The sequence below is a fragment of the Streptomyces sp. NPDC002403 genome, assembly GCF_053593015.1.
Genome location: NZ_JBSFBQ010000057.1, coordinates 1 through 23,442, shown reverse-complemented (window position 1 = coordinate 23,442; position 23,442 = coordinate 1). Strand labels below are relative to the sequence as shown.

Sequence of the window (23,442 nt, the reverse complement as noted above, 5' to 3'; positions counted from 1 at the left end):
GGAGGAACCTTCCCCAGTGGCGCCCCGGCCGGCCGAATCGGGGCGGCTCCGTGACACGGAGACCGCCCCGCCTCGATTCTCCGGGCCGGGACCCCGCGTTCACCGGGCCCCGACCCCACTGCCAGGCCGTCGCCTTGGCCCGAGCCCTGACCCCGAATCACCGACCGGGAGCCGACGATGGCCGCCTCGCTACGAAACAACCGGGACTTCCGACTGCTGTGGATGAGCGGGCTGTTCGCCGTTCTCGGCACCCAGATGACCGCACTGGCCCTGCCGCTCCTCGTGCTCCGCGAGACCGGATCGGCCGTGCAGGCCGGTGCGATCGGTACGGTGTCCGTCACCGCGGTCCTGATCACCATGCTCCCCGGCGGCGTGATGGCCGACCGGGTGGAGCGCCGCAGACTGATGCGCCTGTGCGACCTGGGCAGTTTCTGCGTCGTCGGCGCCCTGGTCGTGGCCGTGTGGACCGGACACGTCCCGCTGGTCCTGGTACTGCTGGTCGCGGGCGCGGGCGCCGTCATCGGCAGCCTCTACGGGCCCGCCGCGTTCGGGCTGATGAGGACCGTCGTGCCCCCCGAGGACATGGGGACCGCCACCGCCCGCCTCCAGGCCCGTACCGCCACCGCGCGACTGGTGGGGCCGATGGTCGGGGGCGCCCTGTTCGGCCTGCACCCGGTCCTGCCGTTTCTCGCCGAGGCCATCGGGCTCCTGCTGTCCACGGTCTGCGTGGCGCTGGTACGCACCCGGTCCAGGTCCGGGAGCGTGGCCGGATCGGCCTTCAGCAAGGCCGAGTTGACCGCCGGGCTCTCGTTCCTGTGGCGGCTGCCCTATCTGCGGACCGTGCTCCTCGTCTTCGGACTCGGCATGAACTTCGCCTTCGGTGCCCTGACGTTCACCGCGCTGACCGTCTTCTCGGGCGGCGGAAGGTCCGGGCTCGGCGGCGGCACCGTCGTCACCTTCATCTCGGTCGGGGCCCTCAGCGGCGCACTCCTCGCACCCAGACTGCGTCCCGAACGCCACACCTGGGCGCTGATCGCCGCCACCTGCTGGTTCTGCGTGGCGAGCGCCCTCGCGATGGCCTGGGTCCGGGTCCCGTTGTTCGCCGGGCTGCTCTGCGCCGCCTGCATGTGCCTGTCCACCGTGGCCAGCATCGGCTTCCTCTCCACCCTGCTGGCCGTCACCCCCGGCGACCGGGTCGGCAGGGTGCAGAGCGCCGCCGGGTTCCTCTCCTCCCTGGTCCAGCCGTTCGGGCCGCTGGCCGGGGGCGCGCTTCTCACCGCCTTCGGCAGCCGGACGACGTTCGGGGCGATCGCCGGGGTCCTCGCGGTGTCCGCCGCCGTCGTCACGTTCGCGCCGTCCGCCCGGCCGGGCCCGGCGCCGTCCGAACCGGCCGCAGCGGACGCCCCGTCCGGCCCGGAGCCGGCGCAGACCGCGGACGCACGCCCCGTACCGGACGCACCGCCCGCACCGGACACGGCCGAGACCCCCGCGGACCGCACCGGGGCCGGCAGCCCCCGCCCCTGACCACCAGCGCGACCACGAGCCACCGGAGGTATGCCGTGCCCGGCATCCAGGAGACCCAGCTGTACTGCCTCGCCGACCGCCGCTACTACGAGACTCCGGACCGGCTGCCCGACGAGGACACCCGCTACCCGCTCGACCGCGCCGAACCGCCCGCCGGCTGGCGGCGCGGCACCGGCGGCCTGTGGAGCGCGCTGCACCCCGAATCCGCCCGGCTGCCCGAACAGGGCTGGAAGATCCACGTCTCCACCGTCCCGGAGGAGGCCGAGCGCACCCTCGCCGACACCGCCCGGATCTGCCTGGAACAGGGCGTGGCCTTCAAGTTCCTGCGCAGCGGCCGCGCCCTGCGGCTGATGTCGGCGAAGTACATGAACCGGTCCGGCGCGGGGAAGTTCATCACTCTCTACCCCGAGGACGAACCCGCCCTCCTGAAGCTGCTCGACGCCCTGGGCGAGGCCCTGGACGGGCGCAGGGGACCGTACATCCTCAGCGACCTGCGGATCGGGAACTCTCCCGTGCACGTCCGCTACGGCGCGTTCGTCGAACTCTGGTGCCGGGACGCCGACGGGGAACGGGTCCGCGCGATGCGCCACCCGTCCGGCGGACTCGTCCCCGACACCCGGGGCGTGGTCTTCCGGATACCGGAGTGGGTCACCGTCCCCGAGCCGCTGCGCCCCCATCTGGCCGCCCGTGCCGCCGCCCGCGACGACGGCTTCCCGTACGTGGTCACCGAGGCGCTCCAGTTCTCCAACGCGGGCGGCATCTACCTGGCCGAGCACCGCACCACCAAGCAGCGGGTGGTGCTGCGCGAGGCCCGGCCGCTGTGCGGACTCGACCCCGCCGGGGACGACGCCGTCACCCGGCTGCACCGTGAGCACCGGGCCCTGACCCGGCTCGCCGGACTCGACTGCGTGCCCGAGGTGTACGGCGTCCGCACGGTCTGGGAACACCACTTCCTGATCGAGGAGTACATCGAGGGCACCACCCTGTTCGACGAGATCGTGGAGCGCTTCCCGCTGGTGCGCGGCGAACGTACCCCCGCCGAGCTCGACGCCTACTCCCGCTGGGCGCAGTCCGTCACGGACAGGCTCGCCCGGGCCCTCGACCGCATCCACGCCCGCGGGCTGCGGTTCGCGGACGTGCACCCCGCCAACGTCATCATCCGCCCCGACGGCCGTGTGGTCCTGATCGATTTCGAGTACGCCACCGACCTCGACGACCAGGACACCCCGCTGGCGGGTGCCCCCGGCCTCCAGGCCCCGTACGGCACCAAGGGCGTCGAGGCGGACGACTACGCGCTCCGGGCGATCTGGCTGCACATCCTGATGCCGCTGATGGAAGTCACCGACCACGACCGGGGCAAGGCCCTCACCATCGAACGCTGGGCCCGCACCCGGTACGGTCTGGGCCCCGACGCGGGCCCGCCCCGCCCCGCCGCGCTCTCCCACGGGCTGCCGGCGGACAGCGGCGAGGCGACGGTGGACGCGCTGCTGCGCGGTCCGGAACCGGACTGGCCCGGCATCCGCGAACGGCTCCTCGCGGGCATCCACGCCGGGGCCGCCCCCGACCGCACGGACCGGCTCTTCCCCGGCGATCCGGCGGGCTTCACCACCGGCGGCGTCTGCGCCGCGCACGGAGCCGCCGGCGTGCTGTACGCCCTGCACCGCGTCGGCGCCCCGGTCCCCGGCGAGTACGTCGACTGGCTGGCGCGTACGGCGCTGCGCCGCGACCCGGACACGCCCGGCGGGCTCTTCGACGGGCTGCCCGGCGTCGCGCTGGTCCTGGCCCGGCTCGACCGCCGCGAGGAGGGGCGCGAACTCCTCGACCGGGCTCTGCGGGCGCCCGCCTCCTCGTCGGCCGACCTGTTCACCGGTAGGGCGGGAACGGCGCTGGCGGCCCTGCGGTTCGCCGCCGGCGAACCCGGCGCACCCGATGGGGAACTCCTCGATCGGGCCCTGCGGACCGCCTGGGAACTCGACTCGCTGGTCCGCGACGGGGCCACCGCCGACGGCCCGTCCGCCCCGCACTCGGCGGGTCTGCTGAGCGGGCTCTGCGGGGCCGCGCTGCTCCACCTCGAACTGCACGCGCACACCGGCGAGGAGTGGCTGCTCCACGCCGCCGGGGCGGCGCTCGCCCGGGAGGCCGGGCACTGCGTGACCATGCCGGGCGGCAGCGTGCAGGTGAAGGACGGGAAGCGCCACCTGCTCTACCTGGACCAGGGCAGCGGCGGTGTGGCCCTGGTCGCGCAGCGCTATCTGGCCCGCCGGGAGGACCCGGCGCTCGCCGCGCTGCTGCCCGGCATCGGACAGGGGTGCGTCCTGGAGTTCATCCGCGAACCGGGGCTCTTCCGGGGCCGCAGCGGACTGGTCGCCACCGCCCACCAGCTCGCCGGCGGCAGGCCGGGACCGGCGGTGCTGGACTCGGTGCGGAACCTCTCCTGGCATCTGGTCGCCGAGCAGGACCGCCTGCTCGTGCCGGGCGCCCGGCTGCGCCGGTTCTCCGCCGATCTCGCGACCGGCGCGGCGGGGGTGCTGCTCGGCCTGCACACCGTGTTCGCCACGCCGGACGAACGGCCCGACCTGCTGGACGTGCTGACGCTGGGGTGACGGGGGGCCACCGCCCGCGGCCTGCCCGGCGGGCTACGGGCGGTGGGCTCCCGCCGGCTCCGGAACCGGCTCCGCGACAGGCTCGGGTACGGCTTTGCGCTCGCGGGCGTACAGGCCCGTCAGGCGCGGGAGTTCGTACAGCACGCAGTGCGCGGTGACCTCACCGCTGGGGGAGGACACCGCCCCGGCGTCGATCAGCGACTCCACCGCCCGCAGCGCCTGGCGCTCACCGCAGCCGAGGGCCGCCATCGCCTCCGGCAGGGTGAACGGTCCCTCCCGGACCGCGCGGGCCAGCAGGGCCAGCGCCTGACCGCTTCCGGACGACAGGTCCTGCCAGCCGGAGGCCAGCCGGGCGCGCACCGAGATGTCACCGGCCACCAGCTCGTCGAGCGCCCCGGCCGGGTCGGCCAGCCGTTCCGCGTACTCGGCCAGCGGCAGATGGCGCAGCACCGCCAGTCGCATCCCGCTCACCCGCACCGCCAGCGGAAGCAGCCCGCAGGCGTCGGCTATGCGCAGCGCGGCGGCCCGGTCCAGCCCCACCCGCCCCGGCCCGATCAGCCGGCCCAGCAGCGCCAGCGCCTCGGCCGGGGCCAGCGGCGGCAGCGCGATCCGGTGCACCGGCGCCAGTCCGGCCAGCTGACCGCGCGCGGTCAGGACGAACGAACTGCCCCCGGTGCCCGGCAGCAGGGCCCGCACCGCCGCCTCGTCCGGAACGTCGTCGAGCACGACCAGCGCGCGGTGCGCGGCCAGCCAGTGCCGCCAGTGCTCCGTGTCCGTCATCGGTTCCGCCGGATCCGGACCGCCGGTCAGCCGTGCCAGCTCGCCGACGACCGCCGCGGCGGGGCGCACCGTCCCTTGTCCGTCGCGGACCCGGATGCGGATCCGGCCGTCCGGGAACCGGTCCGCCAGCAGATGGGCCGCCCGCACCGCGAGTGCCGTCTTCCCGGTTCCGGCGGCTCCGGTGACCGCCACGACCCGGCCGCTCTCCGTGCCCAGGACGTCCAGCAGTTCGCGCAGTTGCTCGCCCCGGCCGGTGAAATCGGGTACCTCGGCGGGCAGTACCGCCCGCAACGCGGGGGCCCGGCGCGCCGGAGCGGTGTTCCCGGGCCGGTCCGCGGTGTCCCGGCCGGTCAGCATCGCGCGGTGCCGGGCGGCGATGGCCGCCCCCGGCTCCAGCCCCAACTCCCGTGCCAGCAGCTGGCGGTAGTCGTCGTACACGGCGAGCGCCTCGGCCCGGCGGCCGGTCCGGTGCAGGGCGTCCATCCACGCCGCCCGGATGCGTTCGCGCGACGGATGCCGTTCGGCGAGGTCCCGCAGCCCGTCCACCACGGCGGGCGCCCGCCCCAGCGCGATCTCCGTCTCGGCCCAGTCCTCGTGCACGGTCAGGCACCGCGCCTCCAGCCGCTCCGCCTCCGCGGCGACCTCCGGCGAGTCGCGCAGATCGTGCAGCGGCGGCCCCTGCCACAGGTCCAGCGCCCGGCGCAGCAGACCGGCGGCGGCGCGTGGATCGCCGTCGTCGGCGGCCCGGCGGCCGGCCGCGGCCAGTGACCGGAAGCGCAGGGAGTCCAGCTCGTCCTCGCCGACCCGCAGCAGATATCCGCCGCAGGAGTGCACCAGCCGTTCCCCGCCACCGCCGTCCGGCCCCTCGGGACACCGTGCGCCGAGCAGCGTACGGGCGGAACTGACGTACACCTGGAGGTTCTTGCGCGCCGTGCGCGGCGGCGCGTCCGGCCACACCGCGTCGGTGAGCACGTCCACCGGGACCGGTGTGTTGGGCCGGCTGAGCAGCATGGCCAGGACCAGCCGCTGCTTGCGCGGCCCGAGGAGCAGCGGCCGTCCGTCCAGCTGCCCGGTGAGCGGGCCGAGGACCGAGAGGCTCAGCGCACCGGACGAAGGGGAGCGGGTGGGGGGTCGGGTCATGGACGGGCCTCCGAAGAACCGGGGGACGGAAGTGGCGGGCTGCCGGTCGCACCCCTGGATCGTCCGTCGGCGGCGGTGGCCCCCACATCGGTGCCGGACCCGCATGTTCCGTACCGGCACCCGACCAAATCCGCCGAGCGCCCCCATGTTGCGCCCGGGTACCCGTCATCCGTACCCGGCGGGGACAGCGCGGGACCGGGGGTGCCCCCTCGGGACCCGGCTCCCGGCCGCCGCACCCGGCCCCGCGCGGAAGGATCCGGCTCGGCGCGGAAGGATCCGGCCCCGCGCAGAAGGATCCGGCCCGGCGCGGAAGGATCCGGACCCGCGTCGAAGCGCTCGCCCCGCGTCAGTCGCGTTCGGCCGCGCACTCGGCGGAGAACTCGCAGAGCGCCGCGCGGTCCGCGCGCCCCGTCTTGTTCAGCAGGCTCGCCATGTGTTTCTCCACCGTGCGCGGCGAGATGGACAGCCGCCGGGCGATCTGCTGGTTGCCCGGCCGCTCCGCCAGCAGCACGAAGACCTCGTACTCGCGCGGTGTCACCCCGCTCGTCCGCAGCGGGGCCGGGATGCGGTCCCAGCCGCCCCGGTGCTGCCCGACGCTGGCCCCCGCCTGCCGCAGCGCGGCCCGGCACGCGGCGGCGACCGGCTGGATGCCCGCCCCGTAGAAGTACTCCTCCGACGCCCGCAGCCAGCCCACCGGCTCGCCCCACCCCTCGGCGAGGGCCGCGTCGGCGACCAGCCGCAGCCCCAGATGGCGGGCGAGCGGAAAGGCGGCGGCGTCGCCGACGGCCGCCCCGACCGCCCGGGCGGCCCGGTCCGCGTCGCCCGCCCGGCCGTGCAGTACGCCATCGGCCAGGCGCAGGAACAGCTGGTTCCAGGCCAGGTCCGCGCCGGGACTCGCCAGGATCGCTTCGAGCTCCGCCCGGCCGCCCCGGCCGTCGAGTATTCGCAGCAGCGGACGCAGACCGTAACGCCCGCTCAGGTAGAAGAAACTGGGGTGTTCGAGCTCCCAGGCCAGCGAGGCGTCCAGGTCGGCCAGCGCGCCCGCGCGGTCCTCCTCCAGCAGCGCCGCGAACGCACGGCAGAGCCCCAGTTGCAGCGGGACGAGCAAGGACTCCTCGCCGCCCGCCCGGCGGAACCGGGCCATGGCCCGGTCCAGGTCCCGTCTTCGGCCCCGGTGCGCGGCGAGCGTCGCCGAGGCCAGCAGCAGGTAGCGGTGCGCCCCCAGGTTGCGCACCCGGGCGCTGGCGGCCACCGACCGTTCGATGATCTCGTGCGCCCCGTCCCACTCGCCCCGCATCACCGCGTTCATGGCGAGCAGCCCGTCCACGGTCTGCGTCGGCACCAGCGCGCCCAGCGACTGGGCGGCGGTCCGGGCCGTCTCCAGCCGGGCCGGGTCACCGGTGCGCATGAACGTGTTGGCGCCGAGCCGGACCAGCGCCTCCACCCGCCACACCGGCAGGGCGTGCTGCTCGGAGACCGCGAGCATCCGCTCCAGGCACGCGTCGGCCTCGTCGAAGCCGCGCTCCCGGGAGAGCAGCGCCAGCAACTGCCAGGCCTGGCAGGCGACGACGGGAAGGCTGCGCTCCTCCGCGACGGCGGCGGCCCGGCGCGCGGCGTCCTGCGCGCGCTCCTGCTGCCCGTGGTCCGCATGGCCGGGCAGCAGGGCCAGATGGCCGTCCACCACGTCGAGCGCCGCCTCCAGCTCGGGGCCGACGGCCGTGCCGAGCATGCCCCGCGCGGTCCGGATCTGCCCGGCCGCCTCGTCCACCCGCTCCGCCATCACGGCCGCCCAGGCGATCCGGATATGGGTCTCGCCGCGCTGCTCGGAGGCGTCGGAGCGCGGCGGCACCGGAGGGAGCTCCGCGGTCAGCGCCAGGGCCGTGTCGAGCTCACCGGCCTCGGCGTGGGCGACGGCGAGCGACTCCGTGATGCCCCGCAGATCGCTCTCGTGGGCGAGCGAGCGGGCCCGTTCCAGCAGGATGACGGCGGAACCGGACGCGCCCGCGGCCAGCATCCGCCGGCCGACGCCGGCGAACTGGCGGGCAGCGCCGTGCCGGTCGCCCCCGGCCAGTTGCAGCGTCGCCATCAACTGCCGCTGCTCGTCACCGAGTTCGTGCTCGATGGCTCCGAGGGAGAGCGCCGCGCGGCGGGCCGTCGCGGCGCGCTCCGCCGGTGCCAGCGAGGCCACCAGGGCCTCGGCGGTCAGCGCGTGCCGGAAGGTGTAGCGGTCGGGGTCCGCCCCGTCGGGGGCGATGATGTTCGCCTCCACGGCGGAGCGCAGATGGCTGAAGAGAGTTCGGTCGTCGAAGCCGGTGACGGTCTGGAGCACGGTGACCGAGAACCGGCTTCCCAGCGTGGCCGCGCACAGCAGCAGCTCACGCACCGGTTCGTCGAACCGGTCCAGCCGCCGCGACCAGCTGCGCACCACCCCGGTCGGCACCGACGCGTCCGGGTTGGCGTGCTCCTCCCACCGGTCGCCGGCCCGGCGCAGCTGGCCGGAGTCCAGCAGATCGGCGAGCAGCACCTCGACCAGGTACGGATTGCCGCCCGCCCGCACGGCCAGCCGTTCGTGGGTGGCCTGCGGCACCTCGTCCGGGGCGGCCTCCAGGCACGAGGCGGTCATCTCCCGCACGTCCGCGTCACCGAGCGGCGCCAGCTCGCGCACGGTGGCGACCTGCCGCCGTTCCGCCGAGCGCACCAGGTCGAGTGCGGCACCGGGCTCCGGACGCAACGTCCCCAGCAGCAGCACCGGCAGGTCGGCCACGTTGTCGACGACGTACTCCACCACCGCGATCGTCTCGGTGTCGGAGTCGTGCAGGTCCTCCAGCAGGATCACGCAGCCGTGCTCCTGGCCCAGCACCGACAGCAGCCGCAGCAGCGCCTCGGCCAGCTCGACCACCGTCTCCGGATAGCCGGGGGCGGAACCCTGACGCCACTCCGGCACCAGCCGGGCCAGCGCCGGACGGTACGGGTCCAGCTCCGGGTCGCTGGGTGTCCCGGCCGCCCGGAACCGTGAGGACAGCGCCTCGATCAGCGGGCGGAACGGCACCACGAGCCCGGTCGACGTGGCCCTGCCGCGCAGCACCGGCATGCCCCGCTCGTACGCCCGGTAGGCGCACTCACCGGCCAGCCGTGATTTGCCGATGCCCGGGTCCCCGACGAAGAAGACCGCACGCCCCGAACGCCGCGAGGCGGTGTCCAGGGCGTTGCTCAGCAGGCCGGTCTCAGCGACACGCCCGACAATCACCGACGAAGTGGCACGCATGGACGCAGGCTACTTGAGCCACTGCCCGCCGGTCAGGGCGTCAAATCGCTTGATACGAGACGGAATTGGCTCAGACCCAGGTCATGGTGGTCCACGGCAGGTCCGAGGTGTCGGGGTTGCCGTCCACGGCACCGAGGATTCTGCTGCGCAATCCGAGTCTGCCGCCCGCACCCAGGGCGATCCGGCCGGCGGGGTGCTCGTCGGCGACATCGTCGAACTCGTGGGCGCAGAAGGCGGAAGCTTCGGTGGTCTGCATGGTCTGCCTCTTCTCGTGGGAGGTTGTCGTTGCGCGAGCCGTGCGAGGGGACGTGTACGACGCGGTGCTGCGTGAGCGGTGCGGTGGTACGGGGCTGTGGTGCGGGTGGCGCGTGAGTGGTGCGGGGGCGGGCTCAGTTGGGCGCGACCGGCACGGTGGGACCGGCGAGCAGCAGCACCGACGGCACCCGGTCGGGGAATCCGGCCCGCAGCAGCCCGTGCCCGATGCCCGCGAGCCCGGTCAGCAGCCCCGGATGCGGCACCTGGCCGGGTGTTCCGCAGCGCGGCTTCGCCCGGCCGGCCGCCGCGAGCAGTGCCCCGGCCCGCTCCAGCCACCGGGCGCGGGCACTCGGCGGCTCGCCCCGGTGCAGCAGTTCGAGGACACCGAGCTCGCCGTGGCACAGGCTGTCGTCCGGCGGCGGTTCGGCCCCGGCGATGTCCGCCGCCGCCTCGCGCGCCCAGGCGGACAGCAGCGGGTCGGCCCGCGCCGCCGGGCTGTCCAGCACGGCCAGCGCCACGCCCGTCCGGCCCCGGCACCAGGAGATGTCGCAGTCCACGGCGTCGGTCGCGGCCCGCAGCGCGGCGAGCCCCGGGGCACGGTACGGCTCGCCGCCGCCCGCCTCGGCGAAGCGCAGCAGCGCCCAGCCGATCCCGGCGGACCCGTCGGCGAAACCTGCTGCGCCCGGCAGCGGTGCCGCGCGCAGCAGCCGGGCGGCGCGTTCCGCCGCCCGCCACACATCGGCCCGTCCGGTGGCCCGGTACCCGGCGAGCAGCGCGGCCAGCCCGCCCGCCGTGCCTCCGCGCACCCCGTACTCGCTCTCGGCGACGGCCGCCGCACCGGTCAACCTCAGGGCCGGCACCACCAGTTGACCGAGGCGCGGGTCGTCCAGCGTGTCCGCGACCTGGGCCAGTGCGTACGCGATCCCGCCGAGCCCGGCGAACGCACCCGAGCCCACCGGGCCCAGATCGTCGGGGCGTGCGTGCAACGCGTCCAGCAGTCCGGCCAGCGGCGCCAGCGCGTCCCGGGCGGCCGTGGCGTACCGGTCCGCCCCGGTGAGCGCGGCGAGCTGGGCCAGGAAGCACGCCGCACCGGTGTAGCCGCCCGCCAGGTCGGCGGCCATCGGCCCCAGCCGCCAGTAGCGTTCGTCGAGCAGCTCCAGGCCGATCCAGTTCAGCCGGGTGGGCCCGGAGTAGGCCTGGGACACCAGCTCGTCGCCGACCGACCTGGCTGCGGCGAGCAGCTGCTCCGGCTCCGGCGCGGTCGCGGCCGTACGGACCCGGCGCGGGCCGGGCCGGGACTCGTGGGCGGGCTCGCGCGAGGTGGTCACCATCGCGGCGCGGATGATGCGTTCCTGGTCCTGCCGGTCGACCGTGTCCATGGCCGCCAGCTTCGCCCGGACCAGGGACAGCCCCGTCCGGGCGAGCGTGCCGGGCAGCAGCCGGCCGGTCCCGCTCCACAGACCGGTGCGTTCGGGCAGGGCGGTGAACAGGGGCACGTCGCCCGACCAGAGCTGGGCGATCTCCTCGTCCAGGAGGCCGGGCAGCGCGGCGGATCCCAGGGTGTCGGTGCCCAGCAGCGCGAGCACCTCGTGCCGCTCGGCGGCGTCCTTCATCAGGTCCGGGTGCGTGGACTCGTCAAGGAGCGAGGCGTAGATCCAGGTGGGCCGCGCCACCACCCGTACCTCGTCGTGCGCGAACCGGTCCAGCAGCCCACCGGTGCACAGCAGTTCGGCGCGGGCCTCCTTGATCGCGGTGTATCCGGCGCGGAACCCGGCGCACAGCGCGCGGGTGAAGGCGGAGGGGTCGGCGGGCGTTCCGGTCAGCCGGGGCCGGTTCGCCGAGCCGCCGATCCGGGCCGTCCGGCGCACCAGCCGCATCCGGTCGGTCCCCGCGTCGGCCCAGTCGACGCTGCGCACCGGGGAGTCGGCCGCCTGACCGCCGCCGATCCCGGACATGTCGAGCGCGGTCTCGTCCCCGACGAGCAGCTGCGGCAGCAGCCCCACCCGGTGCACCGAGTCGTGCAGGGCGCGGGCCGCCGGATCGTCCGAATCCGCGGTGGGCAGCGGCGGGTGGAACAGCGTCTCGACGTCGACGAGCACCGGGTACTCCCCGTCCGCGATCAGGTTCTCGTGGTGCAGGTCGGTGCCGTCCAGCGTGTGCAGCAGCGCCAGCAGCGCGCCCTGGCGACGGTAGAAGGCCTCGACCTGACGGGCCGAGCGGCAGGGCCGTTCCGCGACGAACTCCACCCAGCCGTACGGGCCCCGGTCCAGCAGGGCGAGCGTACGGAGCCCGGGGGTGCCGGGCTGCGTGTTGAACCACTGGACCAGATCGTTGAAGTGCCGGTGCACGGCGAGCGGACGCGGCTTGTAGACCAGCCGGGTACCGTCCTCGAACCGGAGCAGCATCACGGTCCGCCCGCCCCGGTGGCCGTCCCCGGCACCGGGCTCGACCGCCGCCAGCCGGCCGTTCCCGGCCTCTTCGTCCCGGGAGGCGCGGACGCCCGGCAGCACCGGCCGGTCGGCGGCGAACCGGACCAGCATCTCGGCCAGCGCGGCGGCGGCGTCGAGCGCGGCACGTGCCAGGATCCGGGCCAGCACGGGGTACGTGGTGCAGAGCGCCGTCAGTCCGGACCGGGCGCCGGTCCTGCGCAGGAAGTCGGCGAACCGGTCCTCGGGACCGTGCCCGGCCAGCCGCCCGTCCCGCCGCGCCGTGTGCAGCTCCAGGACCAGGGTCCGGGCGGCGAGCCGCGCCAGCCGCCGGGACAGATGGCGCTCGAAGTCCTCGCGTACGGCGTCCAGATCGACGTACCGGTTCAGCCGCGGCGGCAGACCGTCCTGCATCCGCCGTGCCGCGCAGGCGGTGAACGGGGCGAGGACGTGCTCGAATCCACGCAGCCCCGGCAGGTGCTCCCGGCCGTCGACCAACGCCCGCTCGGGCGCGGCGGACATCGCGTCCTGGACGAACACCGCCCAGTCCGGGGCGAGTCCGGGCACCACGTCACCGGTCAGCGCCGGCCGCCACCACGCGCCGTCGGCCCAGGAGTCCCCGTCCGCCGCCGGCCGCTCGGCCTCCAGCAGGCCGACCGTATCGGCGGAGGAACCCGCTGCCGCGGCCGGACGTGACGCGGAAGAGACGCCCAGCCGTTCGCCGCCGCCCGCATGAATCTCCGCCATCGCACCTCCTCGGTCCGGCGCCGGCACCGCCGGTCCGCCACGCCCCATACTTCCGGCGGCGCGTTCGCGGGGCATGGGGGCAACACCCCCATCTTTCTGCCCGTGACCCGAACGGGAACCGGAACGCGGCCCGGCCGGGGCCCGGAGCGGGCCGGGTCACAGGTCGTGGCTCACGCCCGCGGCGGCGCCGTCGACCCCCGCACCATCAGCTCCGCCGCGATCGTCGCGATGCCCCCGGGCGGCGGCGTCTCCTTGCCCATCGCGAGACGGCCCGCCCGCGCCCCCGCCTCGAAGAGCGGCAGCCGTACGGTCGTCAGCGCCGGGACCGCGTCCACCGAGAACGGCAGATCGTCGAAGCCCGCCACCGAGATGTCCTCGGGGATGCGCAGACCGCGGTCCCGCACCGCCGCGCTCGCGCCCAGCGCCACCGTGTCGTTGGCGGCGACGACCGCCGTCACCTCCGGTTCGCGGCGCAGGAGTTCGAGCGTGGCGTCGTAGCCGGAGCGGCGGTCGTACGGACCATGGACGGTGAGGCGCTCCTCGTCACCGACGAGCCCCGCCGCCCGCATCGCCTCGCGGTGGCCCTCCAGCCGGTGGCGGGTCGTCGTCCGCTCCAGCGGGCCCGCGACATAGCCGATCCGCCGGTGGCCGAGCGAGAGCAGGTGCTCGGTGAGCCGGCGCCCGCCGCCCCGGTTGTCGAAGGCGAGCGCGGCCACCACCGCCTCGCCGTTCGGCAGCGGGGGCCGCCCGCACAGCACCACCCGGGTGCCCGCGTCCGCGAGCTTGGCCAGCTTGGCGGAGACCGCGGCCTGGTGCGCCGGGTCCTCCACCGCGCCGCCGGTCAGCACGACGGCCGCGGCGCGCTGGCGCTGGAGCAGGGTGAGATAGGTGAGTTCGCGCTCGGGGGAGCCGCCGGTGTTGCAGACGACGGCCAGCTTCTCGCCGCCCGCCCGGCCCGAGCCGTCCCCGGGCCCGCCGATCTCGGTCTGCGCCGCACCCGCCATGATCCCGAAGAACGGGTCCGCGATGTCGTTGACCAGGATGCCGACCAGGTCGGACGTGGCCGCCGCGAGCGAACTGGCCGGCCCGTTGAGCACGTAGTCCAGGTCGTCCACCGCACGCAGCACCCGTTCGCGGGTGGACGCGGCCACCGGGTAGTTGCCGTTCAGCACGCGGGAGACGGTGGCCGGCGACACCCGGGCGCGAGCCGCCACATCCGCCAGGGTGACTGTCATCGCTTTCCTCCGAGGGTTTTGGGCCGGGCCCTCTTGTCCGGGCCGCTGTCGGCAGGCTAGCGTCATCCCGGATAGAAAGCGCTTGCTACGGTTGTATGGAGGAAGTTTCGTGACACGCAGGACAGTGCGCATCGCCATGAACGGCGTCACGGGTCGCATGGGGTACCGGCAGCACCTGGTGCGCTCGATCCTCGCGATCCGCGAGCAGGGCGGCCTCGACCTCGGCGACGGGGACGTGCTGTGGCCCGAGCCCGTGCTGGTCGGCCGCCGCGCCCACGCCCTGGAGGAGCTGGCCGCGAAGCACGGTCTGACCGAATGGTCGACCGACCTCGACGCGGTCCTCGCCGACGACACGATCGACATCTACTTCGACGCCCAGGTCACCTCGGCCCGCGTCGAGGCGATCAAGAAGGCGATCGCCGCGGGCAAGCACATCTACACCGAGAAGCCCACCGCCACGGACGTCGAGGGCGCACTGGAGCTGGCCCGCCTGGCAGGTGAGGCCGGGATCAAGCACGGCGTCGTCCAGGACAAGATCTTCCTGCCGGGCCTGCTGAAGCTGAAGCGCCTCATCGACGGCGGCTTCTTCGGCGAGATCCTCTCCGTGCGCAGCGAGTTCGGCTACTGGGTCTTCGAGGGCGACTGGCAGGAGGCCCAGCGCCCGTCGTGGAACTACCGCGCGCAGGACGGCGGCGGCATCGTCGTCGACATGTTCCCGCACTGGGAGTACGTGCTCCACGAGCTGTTCGGCCGGGTCTCCACCGTCCAGGCACACGTCCAGACGCACATCCCGCAGCGCTGGGACGAGCAGGGCAAGCCGTACGCCGCCACCGCCGACGACTCCGCGTACGGCATCTTCCAGCTGGAGAGCGGCGCGGTCGCGCAGATCAACTCCTCCTGGACGGTCCGTGTCAACCGCGACGAGCTCGTCGAGTTCCAGGTCGACGGAACCCACGGCTCCGCCGTCGCGGGCCTGCGCAACTGCCGCGTCCAGCACCGCTCGGCCACCCCCAAGCCGGTCTGGAACCCCGACCTCCCGGTCACCGAGCCGTTCCGCGACCAGTGGCAGGAGGTCCCCGACAACGCGGTCTTCGACAACGGTTTCAAGGCCCAGTGGGAGCTCTTCCTGCGCCACATCGTCCTCGACGAGCCCTACACCTGGGACCTGATGGCCGGTGCCCGCGGAGTGCAGCTCGCCGAGCTGGGCCTGAAGTCCCACGCCGAGGGCCGCCGCCTCGACGTCCCGGAGCTGTCGCTGTGAAGAACCGTCCCGAGCACGGCACACCGGAGCTGATCTGAGTGACCATCCACCTCCCGCAGGGTCCGTACGAACCCCGCACCACCCCGCTCGACCTGGCCCCCGGCACCGGCCCGCTCGCCTCGCGCACGGTCTTCTCCGCCGCCCATGTCGTCGCCGACCCGTACGCAGACATCAGCCCCGACTCGCCGGCCGCCGTCGACTGGGACGCCACCCTCGCCTTCCGCCGCCACCTCTGGTCGCACGGCCTGGGCGTCGCCGAGGCGATGGACACCGCCCAGCGCGGCATGGGCCTGGACTGGGCCGGAGCGGCCGAACTGATCCGCCGCTCCGCCGCCGAGGCCAAAGCGGTCGGCGGCCGCATCGCCTGCGGCGTCGGCACCGACCAGCTCACCGGCCCCGCCACCCTCGCCGAGGTGCGCTCCGCGTACGAGGAGCAGCTCGCCCTCGTCGAGGAGAGCGGCGCCCAGGCCATCCTGATGGCCTCCCGCGCACTCGCCGCGGCGGCGAAGGGGCCCGAGGACTACCTGGAGACCTACGCCCACCTGCTGCGCCAGGCGTCCGAGCCGGTCGTCCTGCACTGGCTGGGCCCGATGTTCGACCCCGCGCTGGACGGCTACTGGGGCTCCTCGGACCTCGACGCCGCCACCGACACGTTCCTGAAGGTCATCGCGGAACACCCGGACAAGGTCGACGGCATCAAGATCTCGCTCCTGGACGCCGAGCGCGAGATCGACGTCCGCCGCCGCCTCCCGGGCGGGGTGCGCTGCTACACCGGCGACGACTTCAACTACCCCGAACTGATCGCGGGCGACGAACGGGGCTTCAGCCACGCCCTGCTCGGCATCTTCGACCCGCTGGGCCCGCTGGCCGCCCACGCGGTACGGGTCCTCGACACGGGCGACACCCAGGGCTTCCGCGACCTCCTCGACCCCACGGTCGAGCTGTCCCGGCACCTCTTCCAGGCGCCCACCCGCTTCTACAAGACCGGCGTGGTGTTCCTGGCCTGGCTGGCCGGCCACCAGAACCACTTCACCATGGTCGGCGGCCTGCAGTCCGCCCGCTCGCTGCCGCACCTGGCGAAGGCGTACGAACTCGCCGACCGCCTGGGCCTGTTCCCCGACCCGGAACTCGCCGAGTCCCGGATGCGGGCCCTGCTCGCGGTCAACGGAGGCACCCGATGAGCGACGGCCGTCTCTCCATCAACCAGGAGACCATCAAGCAGTGGTCGCTGCCCGAACTGGCCGAGGGCTGCGTCAAGGCGGGCATCGACAAGGTCGGCCTGTGGCGGGCCCCCGTCCAGTCGTACGGCATCGAGCGCACCGCGCGGCTCCTGTCCGACTCCGGCCTCTCCGTCACCAGCCTCTGCCGGGGCGGCTTCCTCACCGCCCCGGACCCGGCGGAACGGGCCCGCGCCCTGGACGACAACCGCGCCGCGATCGACGAGGCCGCGGCCCTGTCCACCGACACCCTGGTCCTGGTCTCCGGCGGCCTCCCCGAGGGCAGCAAGGACCTGTACGGCGCCCGTGAACGCATCGCGGACGCCCTCGGCCAGCTCGCCCCCTACGCGGCCGAGCGCGGCGTACGCCTCGCCATCGAACCGCTGCACCCGATGTTCGCCTCGGACCGCTGCGTCGTCTCCACGCTCTCCCAGGCCCTGGACATCGCGGAACGCTTCCCCGCCGACCGGATCGGGGTGGTCGTCGACACGTACCACATCTGGTGGGACGACCAGGCGCCCGCACAGATCGCCCGCGCCGGCGCGGGCGGCCGCATCCACTCCTTCCAGCTGGCCGACTGGATCACCCCGCTCCCGGCCGGAGTCCTGGTCGGCCGCGGTCAACTCGGCGACGGATCGGTGGACTTCCGAGCCTTCCGCACCCTGGTCGAGGCCACCGGCTTCGACGGCCCGGTCGAGGTGGAGATCTTCAACGAGGACCTCTGGGCCCGCGACGGCGCCGAAGTCCTCGCGGAGGTCGCGTCCCGGTACGCCGAACACGCCTGCTGACAGAGCGCTTTGCCCCCAAGGCAAAGAGATCGTCAAGGCGTGCAACCGTTCGGCACCCAGCCGAGTCGTATGTGGAGTCGGGTGCTTCCGGGGAGGGATCTGGGGGGATCAGGAAGCCCTGACAGTGGGGGAAAGCGAGGGGGGTCCGGTCATTCGACCGGGCCCCGTTTCGTCTTGGCCGGCGAGAGGACGAGGCCCTCGTACTCCTCCCTCGCGTCCAGCAGTTCCGGCAGATGCGCCGCCGCCCACGCGCAGCAGGCGGCCATCGGGGCGAGCAAGGTGCGGCCCAGGGCGCTCAGTTCGTACTCCACCCGTGGCGGGACACCGCCGTGGTCGGTACGGGTGACGAGGCCGTCCCGCTCCATCGACCGCAGTGTCTCCGTCAGCACCTTCGGTGTGATGCCGCGCAGCGGGACCTCCAGTTCGCTGAAGCGCCGGGGTCCGGACTCCAGGCACCGGATGATCCTCGGGGTCCACTTGCCGCCGATCCGGAACAGCGCGGGAGGGTGGGCGCAGCCGGTGAACATGTCGGGATCGAGAGGTTCGCTCACCCGGCGAGCGTACGTAACTATCGTTGCGGAAACCATGGGTCGCGGGTCTAGCGTCCGTCGCACCGGCCCGCGGAGTACGGGCCTCGGCGAGGGGACTCCCATGAGCAGCAGGATCGTTGTCTTCGGGGCCGGCGGGCGGGCCGGACGGCGCGCGGTCGCCGAGGCGGTGGCCCGTGGGCACCGGGTCACCGCGGTGGTGCGGGACACGGACAAGTACCGGGATCTGGCCGGTGACGGCGTGAGCGTGGTGGCCGGTGACATGACCCGGGCGGACAGTGTCGCGGAGGTCGCGGCGGGACACGACGCGGCGATCGGCGCGGCGGCCCGGGTCGACATGCCCTCGGAGGAGTTCTACGTGGGCGCGGCCCACGCGCTGCTGGACGGCCTGGCCAGGGCCGGGGTCGGGCGGCTGGTCCTCCTCGGGATCGGTTCCACACTGGAGACCGCCCCCGGGGTGGCGGTCCACGACGCCCCCGGCACCCCGGAGGAGCACCGGGCCTTCTCGCTGGGCCACGCCGCGGCGCTCGACGTGCTGCGCGCCGCCGAGACGGACGTCGACTGGCTCGTCGTCGCCCCGCCGCCCGTCCTCCTCGACGAGGACGCGCCCCGGACAGGCACGTACCGGACGGGGGACCACCGGGTGCTGCCGCCCGCCGACGGCGCGTCCGGCTTCTCCTACGCGGACCTGGCGGTGGCGCTGATCGACGAGATCGAGAGCCCGCAGCACCACCGTTCGCTGACCGCGGTGGCGGCCTGACCGCTCCCGGCAGGGGCTGTCGTAGCCACCCGGTACCGTCGGTCCATGTCCACCATGCCGAACCTGGCCGTCCTCGAAGGTGTGCTGGAGCGCATCACGTACGCCAACGAGGAGAACGGATACACGGTCGCGCGCGTCGACACCGGTCGCGGTGCGGGCGATCTGCTGACCGTGGTCGGTTCGCTGCTCGGTGCGCAGCCCGGTGAGTCGCTGCGGATGGAAGGGCGTTGGGGTTCGCACTCGCAGTACGGCAAGCAGTTCACCGTCGAGAACTACACGACGATCCTGCCCGCCACCATCCAGGGCATCCGCCGCTATCTCGGCTCCGGGCTGATCAAGGGCATCGGCCCGGTGATGGCCGACCGGATCACCACCCACTTCGGCGTCGACACCCTCGACATCATCGAGAACGAACCGAAGCGGCTCGTCGAGGTCCCCGGCCTCGGCCCCAAGCGCACGAAGATGATCGCGGCCGCCTGGGAGGAGCAGAAGGCGATCAAGGAGGTGATGGTCTTCCTCCAGGGCGTCGGCGTCTCCACCTCCATCGCCGTCCGTATCTACAAGAAGTACGAGGACGCCTCGATCTCCGTCGTGCGGAACCAGCCCTACCGGCTGGCCGCCGACGTCTGGGGCATCGGCTTCCTCACCGCCGACAAGATCGCCCAGGCGGTGGGCATTCCGCACGACAGCCCGGAAAGGGTCAAGGCCGGGCTCCAGTACGCACTGTCGCAGTCCACCGACCAGGGGCACTGCTTCCTCCCCGAGGAACGGCTGATCGCGGACGGCGTGAAGCTGCTCCAGGTCGACACGGGGCTGGTCATCGAGTGCCTCGCCGAACTGGCCGAGGACCCGGAGGGTGTCGTACGGGAGAAGGTGCCCTCGCCCGAGGGCGGCGAGCTCGTCACCGCCATCTACCTGGTGCCCTTCCACCGCGCCGAGGTCGCCCTCGCCGCCCAGGTGCAGCGGCTGCTGCGGACGCCCGAGGAGCGGATGCCGGCCTTCGCGGACGTGGACTGGGACAAGGCGCTGGCCTGGCTCGCCACGCGTACGGGGGCGCAGTTGGCGCCGGAGCAGGAGGCGGCGGTCCGGCTGGCGCTCAGCCGGAAGGTCGCGGTGCTGACCGGTGGGCCCGGCTGCGGGAAGTCGTTCACCGTCCGGTCGATCGTGGAGCTGGCGCGGGCCAAGAAGGCCAAGGTGGTGCTGGCCGCGCCGACCGGACGGGCGGCCAAGCGGCTCTCCGAGCTGACCGGGGCCGAGGCGTCCACCGTGCACCGGCTGCTCGAACTGAAGCCGGGCGGCGACGCCGCGTACGACCGGGACCGCCCGCTCGACGCCGATCTGGTCGTCGTCGACGAGGCGTCGATGCTGGATCTGCTGCTCGCCAACAAGCTGCTGAAGGCGGTGGCACCCGGTGCCCATCTGCTGCTCGTCGGGGACGTCGACCAGCTGCCGTCGGTCGGCGCGGGGGAAGTGCTGCGCGATCTGCTCGCCGACGGCGGCCCCGTTCCCGCCGTCCGGCTCACCACGATCTTCCGCCAGGCCCAGCAGTCCGGTGTCGTCACCAACGCCCACCGGATCAACTCCGGCATTCCGCCCCTCACTCAGGGACTCAAGGACTTCTTCCTCTTCGTGGCGGACGAGACGGAGGACGCCGGTGTGCTCGCGGTGGACGTCGCGGCCCGTCGCATTCCCGCCAAGTTCGGCCTCGACGCCCGGCGCGACGTACAGGTCCTCGCCCCGATGCACCGGGGCCCGGCCGGAGCGGGCACGCTCAACGGACTCCTCCAGCAGGCCATCACCCCGGGCCGGCCGAACCTCCCGGAGAAGCGGTTCGGCGGCCGGGTCTTCCGGGTCGGCGACAAGGTGACCCAGATCCGCAACAACTACGACAAGGGGGAGAACGGCGTCTTCAACGGCACGGTCGGCGTCGTCACCGCCCTCGACCCGGACGAACAGCGGCTGACGGTCCTCACCGACGAGGACGAGGAGATCGGCTACGACTTCGACGAGCTGGACGAGCTGTCCCACGCGTACGCCATGACGATCCACCGCTCCCAGGGCAGCGAGTACCCGGCCGTCGTCATCCCGGTGACCAGGAGCGCCTGGATGATGCTCCAGCGGAACCTGCTGTACACCGCCGTGACCAGGGCCAAGAAGCTCGTCGTGCTGGTCGGCTCACGGCAGGCGATCGGCCAGGCGGTCCGCACGGTTTCCGCAGGCAGGCGCTGTACGGCGCTGGATTACCGGCTGTCGGGCGGCTCGGGCGGAGGATCGGCGGAAAAAATGATCGATCAAATCGGTGGGAAACATCACGCAGCCCTTCCGGAACCGGAACCGAGGGGGCAGGATGAGTAAGTTCGCGGCACTCAGTGCCGCGAGTAGGTCCAATGGACGACCCCGAGTGCACTCTCCTGAGCCAAATGGGGGAGGGTGGAGACAGTCAGGGAACCTCGAAGAAGAGGCACTACGTCGGTGAGGGATGACGTGAGCGACAACTCTGTAGTACTGCGGTACGGCGACGGCGAGTACACCTACCCGGTGATCGACAGCACCGTCGGCGACAAGGGCTTCGACATCGGGAAGCTCAGGGCCAATACCGGTCTCGTGACGCTGGACAGCGGATATGGCAACACCGCAGCCTATAAATCCGCCATCACCTACCTCGACGGTGAGCAGGGCATCCTGCGCTACCGCGGCTACCCCATCGAGCAGCTCGCCGAGCGCTCGACGTTCCTCGAGGTCGCGTACACGCTCATCAACGGCGAGCTTCCCAAGGTCGACGAGCTGTCGACCTTCAAGAACGAGATCACCCAGCACACGCTGCTGCACGAGGACGTCAAGCGCTTCTTCGACGGTTTCCCGCGCGACGCCCACCCGATGGCCATGCTGTCCTCGGTCGTCAGCGCGCTGTCCACGTTCTACCAGGACAGCCACAACCCGTTCGACGAGGAGCAGCGCCACCTCTCGACGATCCGGCTGCTCGCCAAGCTGCCGACGATCGCGGCGTACGCCTACAAGAAGTCGATCGGCCACCCCTTCGTCTACCCGCGCAACGACCTCGGGTACGTCGAGAACTTCCTGCGCATGACCTTCTCGGTCCCCGCCCAGGAGTACGACCTGGACCCGGTCGTCGTCTCCGCGCTCGACAAGCTGCTCATCCTGCACGCGGACCACGAGCAGAACTGTTCGACCTCCACCGTGCGTCTGGTCGGCTCCTCGCAGGCGAACATGTTCGCCTCGATCTCCGCCGGTATCTCGGCGCTGTGGGGCCCGCTGCACGGTGGCGCCAACCAGTCGGTGCTGGAGATGCTCGAAGGCATCCAGGCCAACGGCGGCGATGTCGACTCCTTCATCCGCAAGGTGAAGAACAAGGAGGACGGCGTCCGGCTGATGGGCTTCGGCCACCGCGTCTACAAGTCCTTCGACCCGCGCGCCAAGATCATCAAGGCCGCCGCCCACGACGTGCTGTCCGCGCTCGGCAAGTCCGACGAGCTGCTCGACATCGCGCTGAAGCTGGAGGAGCACGCGCTCTCCGACGAGTACTTCGTCTCGCGCAACCTCTACCCGAACGTGGACTTCTACACGGGTCTGATCTACCGGGCCATGGGCTTCCCGACCGAGATGTTCACCGTGCTCTTCGCGCTCGGCCGTCTCCCGGGCTGGATCGCCCAGTGGCACGAGATGATCAAGGAGCCGGGTTCCCGCATCGGCCGCCCGCGCCAGATCTACACCGGCGAGGTCCTGCGCGACTTCGTCCCGGTCGAGGCCCGCTGAGCCTCGTAGCAACCCCCCGCACGACCCCGGCCGCCGAGGCCGGTCGACTTCGCCCCGCGTACCGCGCTTTCGCACAGAGCGCGGTGTCCGGGGCGATTTTGCGTGCCCGGTGCCGTGCGCACCGTCGGGCGACAGAGAGAAGCGCCCCGCCATCGATCCCCCCACGGGCCGACAGCGAGGCGCTTCCCATGTCCCGGAGCGGATTCCCCCCACGGGATCCGGCCGGGCGTCTGTGGGAGCCGGAGCTCCTGCGTTCCTCGACTAGCTCTGAACTGCGCTCTTCACTTGTCCTGCTGGTGCGATCTGCCGGGGTACGTACGCACGGGAGGGCCGCTCAAAGCTCCCCGGTGCACGTGCCCCGGCCAACGCTTGCCCGGAGCGTCCCCCAAGACCCTCCGACGGACATCCCCCAAGACATCCTTGGCATCGCACTCTTAGACTCACGAACCCGCCGGATGGTTACCCCGAAATCCATGTGATCTGGATCTCTTTGTGGAAATTACGTGAAGGCGCGCAACCGCAGGCTGTTCGTCACGACGAAGACCGATGAGAACGCCATCGCCGCTCCCGCAATCATAGGGTTGAGCAGGCCAAATGCCGCAAGGGGCAGGGCGGCTGTGTTATAGCCGAATGCCCAGAACAAGTTGCCCCTGATGGTGGCCAGGGTGCGCCTGGACAGCCGGATCGCGTCGGCGGCCACCTTGAGATCTCCACGAACCAGGGTGAGATCGCTCGCCTCGATCGCGGCGTCCGTGCCGGTCCCCATCGCCAGGCCGAGGTCTGCGGTGGCGAGGGCGGCGGCGTCGTTGACCCCGTCGCCGACCATGGCGACCGAACGGCCCTCGGCCCGCAACCGCTCGATGACGTGCACCTTCTCCTCGGGCAGGACCTCGGCGTGGACCTCGTCGATCCCCACGGCACGGGCCACGGCGTCGGCCACGGCCCGGTTGTCGCCGGTGAGCAGAACGGGACGGAGACCGAGGGCCCGCAGCCGCTCGATGGCCTCGGCGCTGGTGTCCTTGATCGCGTCGGCGACTTCGAGCACGGCTCGTGCCTGGCCGTCCCAGGCGACGGTGATGGCGGTCCGGCCGGCGGCCTCCGCCGCGGCCTTGTGCCGGG

15 protein-coding genes are annotated in these 23,442 nt (G+C 73.1%); 8 read left to right on the top strand and 7 right to left on the bottom strand.

Annotation, left to right across the window (positions count from 1 at the left end):
- Positions 1 to 177: 177 nt before the first annotated feature.
- Both ACWCPY_RS36260 and lanKC read left to right on the top strand, forming a co-directional pair.
- Entirely contained in the window at positions 178 to 1,524 is a 1,347-nt protein-coding gene (locus tag ACWCPY_RS36260) for an MFS transporter (RefSeq protein ID WP_451272347.1), read from the top strand.
- Between the two features lie 35 nt (positions 1,525 to 1,559).
- The gene (lanKC, locus tag ACWCPY_RS36255; protein WP_451272345.1) at positions 1,560 to 4,127 is read left to right on the top strand and encodes a class III lanthionine synthetase LanKC; all 2,568 of its coding nucleotides are present in this window, start codon (positions 1,560 to 1,562) and stop codon (positions 4,125 to 4,127) included.
- 33 nt (positions 4,128 to 4,160) lie between these two features.
- Here the strand turns inward: lanKC and ACWCPY_RS36250 are convergent, their stop codons facing one another.
- The 5 genes from ACWCPY_RS36250 to ACWCPY_RS36230 all read right to left on the bottom strand — a co-directional run bounded on the left by ACWCPY_RS36250 (position 4,161) and on the right by ACWCPY_RS36230 (position 13,975).
- On the bottom strand, positions 4,161 to 6,047 hold the full coding sequence (locus ACWCPY_RS36250) for a BTAD domain-containing putative transcriptional regulator (RefSeq protein ID WP_451272343.1): 1,887 nt from the start codon (positions 6,045 to 6,047) through the stop codon (positions 4,161 to 4,163).
- 346 nt (positions 6,048 to 6,393) lie between these two features.
- Complete coding sequence (locus ACWCPY_RS36245) at positions 6,394 to 9,312, bottom strand: AAA family ATPase (protein ID WP_451272341.1); 2,919 nt, start codon at positions 9,310 to 9,312, stop codon at positions 6,394 to 6,396.
- A gap of 70 nt (positions 9,313 to 9,382) precedes the next feature.
- A complete protein-coding gene (locus ACWCPY_RS36240; RefSeq protein ID WP_451272339.1) occupies positions 9,383 to 9,568 on the bottom strand; it encodes a hypothetical protein in 186 nt (61 codons plus the stop codon).
- A 133-nt stretch (positions 9,569 to 9,701) separates the two neighbouring features.
- The gene (locus ACWCPY_RS36235) at positions 9,702 to 12,740 is read right to left on the bottom strand and encodes a type 2 lanthipeptide synthetase LanM family protein (RefSeq protein WP_451272337.1); all 3,039 of its coding nucleotides are present in this window, start codon (positions 12,738 to 12,740) and stop codon (positions 9,702 to 9,704) included.
- 170 nt (positions 12,741 to 12,910) lie between these two features.
- On the bottom strand, positions 12,911 to 13,975 hold the full coding sequence (locus ACWCPY_RS36230; RefSeq protein WP_451272335.1) for a LacI family DNA-binding transcriptional regulator: 1,065 nt from the start codon (positions 13,973 to 13,975) through the stop codon (positions 12,911 to 12,913).
- Positions 13,976 to 14,084: 109 nt separating this feature from the next.
- Between ACWCPY_RS36230 and ACWCPY_RS36225 the strand changes: the two genes are divergently transcribed.
- The 3 genes from ACWCPY_RS36225 to ACWCPY_RS36215 are packed head-to-tail and all read left to right on the top strand — an operon-like array spanning position 14,085 to position 17,241.
- Positions 14,085 to 15,236, top strand: coding sequence for a Gfo/Idh/MocA family protein (locus ACWCPY_RS36225; protein ID WP_451272333.1), 1,152 nt, complete (start codon positions 14,085 to 14,087; stop codon positions 15,234 to 15,236).
- 38 nt (positions 15,237 to 15,274) lie between these two features.
- On the top strand, positions 15,275 to 16,417 hold the full coding sequence (locus tag ACWCPY_RS36220; protein WP_451272331.1) for a dihydrodipicolinate synthase family protein: 1,143 nt from the start codon (positions 15,275 to 15,277) through the stop codon (positions 16,415 to 16,417).
- Positions 16,414 to 17,241: a sugar phosphate isomerase/epimerase family protein gene (locus ACWCPY_RS36215; protein WP_451272329.1), complete on the top strand. Its 828-nt coding sequence runs from the start codon at positions 16,414 to 16,416 to the stop codon at positions 17,239 to 17,241. Before ACWCPY_RS36220 ends, ACWCPY_RS36215 begins: the two co-directional genes overlap by 4 nt.
- Before the next feature lie 149 nt (positions 17,242 to 17,390).
- Here ACWCPY_RS36215 and ACWCPY_RS36210 read toward each other — a convergent pair whose 3' ends face one another.
- Entirely contained in the window at positions 17,391 to 17,768 is a 378-nt protein-coding gene (locus ACWCPY_RS36210) for a winged helix-turn-helix transcriptional regulator (protein WP_451272377.1), read from the bottom strand.
- Positions 17,769 to 17,892: 124 nt separating this feature from the next.
- Between ACWCPY_RS36210 and ACWCPY_RS36205 the strand changes: the two genes are divergently transcribed.
- The 3 genes from ACWCPY_RS36205 (at position 17,893) to ACWCPY_RS36195 (ending at position 22,323) form a co-directional block, all read left to right on the top strand.
- The gene (locus tag ACWCPY_RS36205; protein ID WP_451272327.1) at positions 17,893 to 18,549 is read left to right on the top strand and encodes an NAD(P)-dependent oxidoreductase; all 657 of its coding nucleotides are present in this window, start codon (positions 17,893 to 17,895) and stop codon (positions 18,547 to 18,549) included.
- A 54-nt stretch (positions 18,550 to 18,603) separates the two neighbouring features.
- Entirely contained in the window at positions 18,604 to 20,904 is a 2,301-nt protein-coding gene (gene recD2 / locus ACWCPY_RS36200; protein ID WP_451272375.1) for an SF1B family DNA helicase RecD2, read from the top strand.
- A 129-nt stretch (positions 20,905 to 21,033) separates the two neighbouring features.
- Complete coding sequence (locus ACWCPY_RS36195) at positions 21,034 to 22,323, top strand: citrate synthase (RefSeq protein WP_072489174.1); 1,290 nt, start codon at positions 21,034 to 21,036, stop codon at positions 22,321 to 22,323.
- A 499-nt stretch (positions 22,324 to 22,822) separates the two neighbouring features.
- Here the strand turns inward: ACWCPY_RS36195 and ACWCPY_RS36190 are convergent.
- Positions 22,823 to 23,442 (bottom strand): HAD-IC family P-type ATPase (locus ACWCPY_RS36190; RefSeq protein WP_451272324.1); only part of this gene is annotated, 620 nt, incomplete at its 5' end.

What these genes read in the sequence shown, in the direction of transcription:
- ACWCPY_RS36245 (WP_451272341.1), bottom strand. Translation starts at nt 9,312, where the DNA reads ATGCGTGCCACTTCGTCGGTGATTGTCGGGCGTGTCGCTGAGACCGGC.
- recD2 (WP_451272375.1), top strand. Translation starts at nt 18,604, where the DNA reads ATGCCGAACCTGGCCGTCCTCGAAGGTGTGCTGGAGCGCATCACGTAC.
- ACWCPY_RS36250 (WP_451272343.1), bottom strand. Translation starts at nt 6,047, where the DNA reads ATGACCCGACCCCCCACCCGCTCCCCTTCGTCCGGTGCGCTGAGCCTC.
- ACWCPY_RS36210 (WP_451272377.1), bottom strand. Translation starts at nt 17,768, where the DNA reads ATGTTCACCGGCTGCGCCCACCCTCCCGCGCTGTTCCGGATCGGCGGC.
- ACWCPY_RS36230 (WP_451272335.1), bottom strand. Translation starts at nt 13,975, where the DNA reads ATGACAGTCACCCTGGCGGATGTGGCGGCTCGCGCCCGGGTGTCGCCG.
- ACWCPY_RS36215 (WP_451272329.1), top strand. Translation starts at nt 16,414, where the DNA reads ATGAGCGACGGCCGTCTCTCCATCAACCAGGAGACCATCAAGCAGTGG.
- ACWCPY_RS36205 (WP_451272327.1), top strand. Translation starts at nt 17,893, where the DNA reads ATGAGCAGCAGGATCGTTGTCTTCGGGGCCGGCGGGCGGGCCGGACGG.
- ACWCPY_RS36240 (WP_451272339.1), bottom strand. Translation starts at nt 9,568, where the DNA reads ATGCAGACCACCGAAGCTTCCGCCTTCTGCGCCCACGAGTTCGACGAT.
- ACWCPY_RS36260 (WP_451272347.1), top strand. Translation starts at nt 178, where the DNA reads ATGGCCGCCTCGCTACGAAACAACCGGGACTTCCGACTGCTGTGGATG.
- ACWCPY_RS36235 (WP_451272337.1), bottom strand. Translation starts at nt 12,740, where the DNA reads ATGGCGGAGATTCATGCGGGCGGCGGCGAACGGCTGGGCGTCTCTTCC.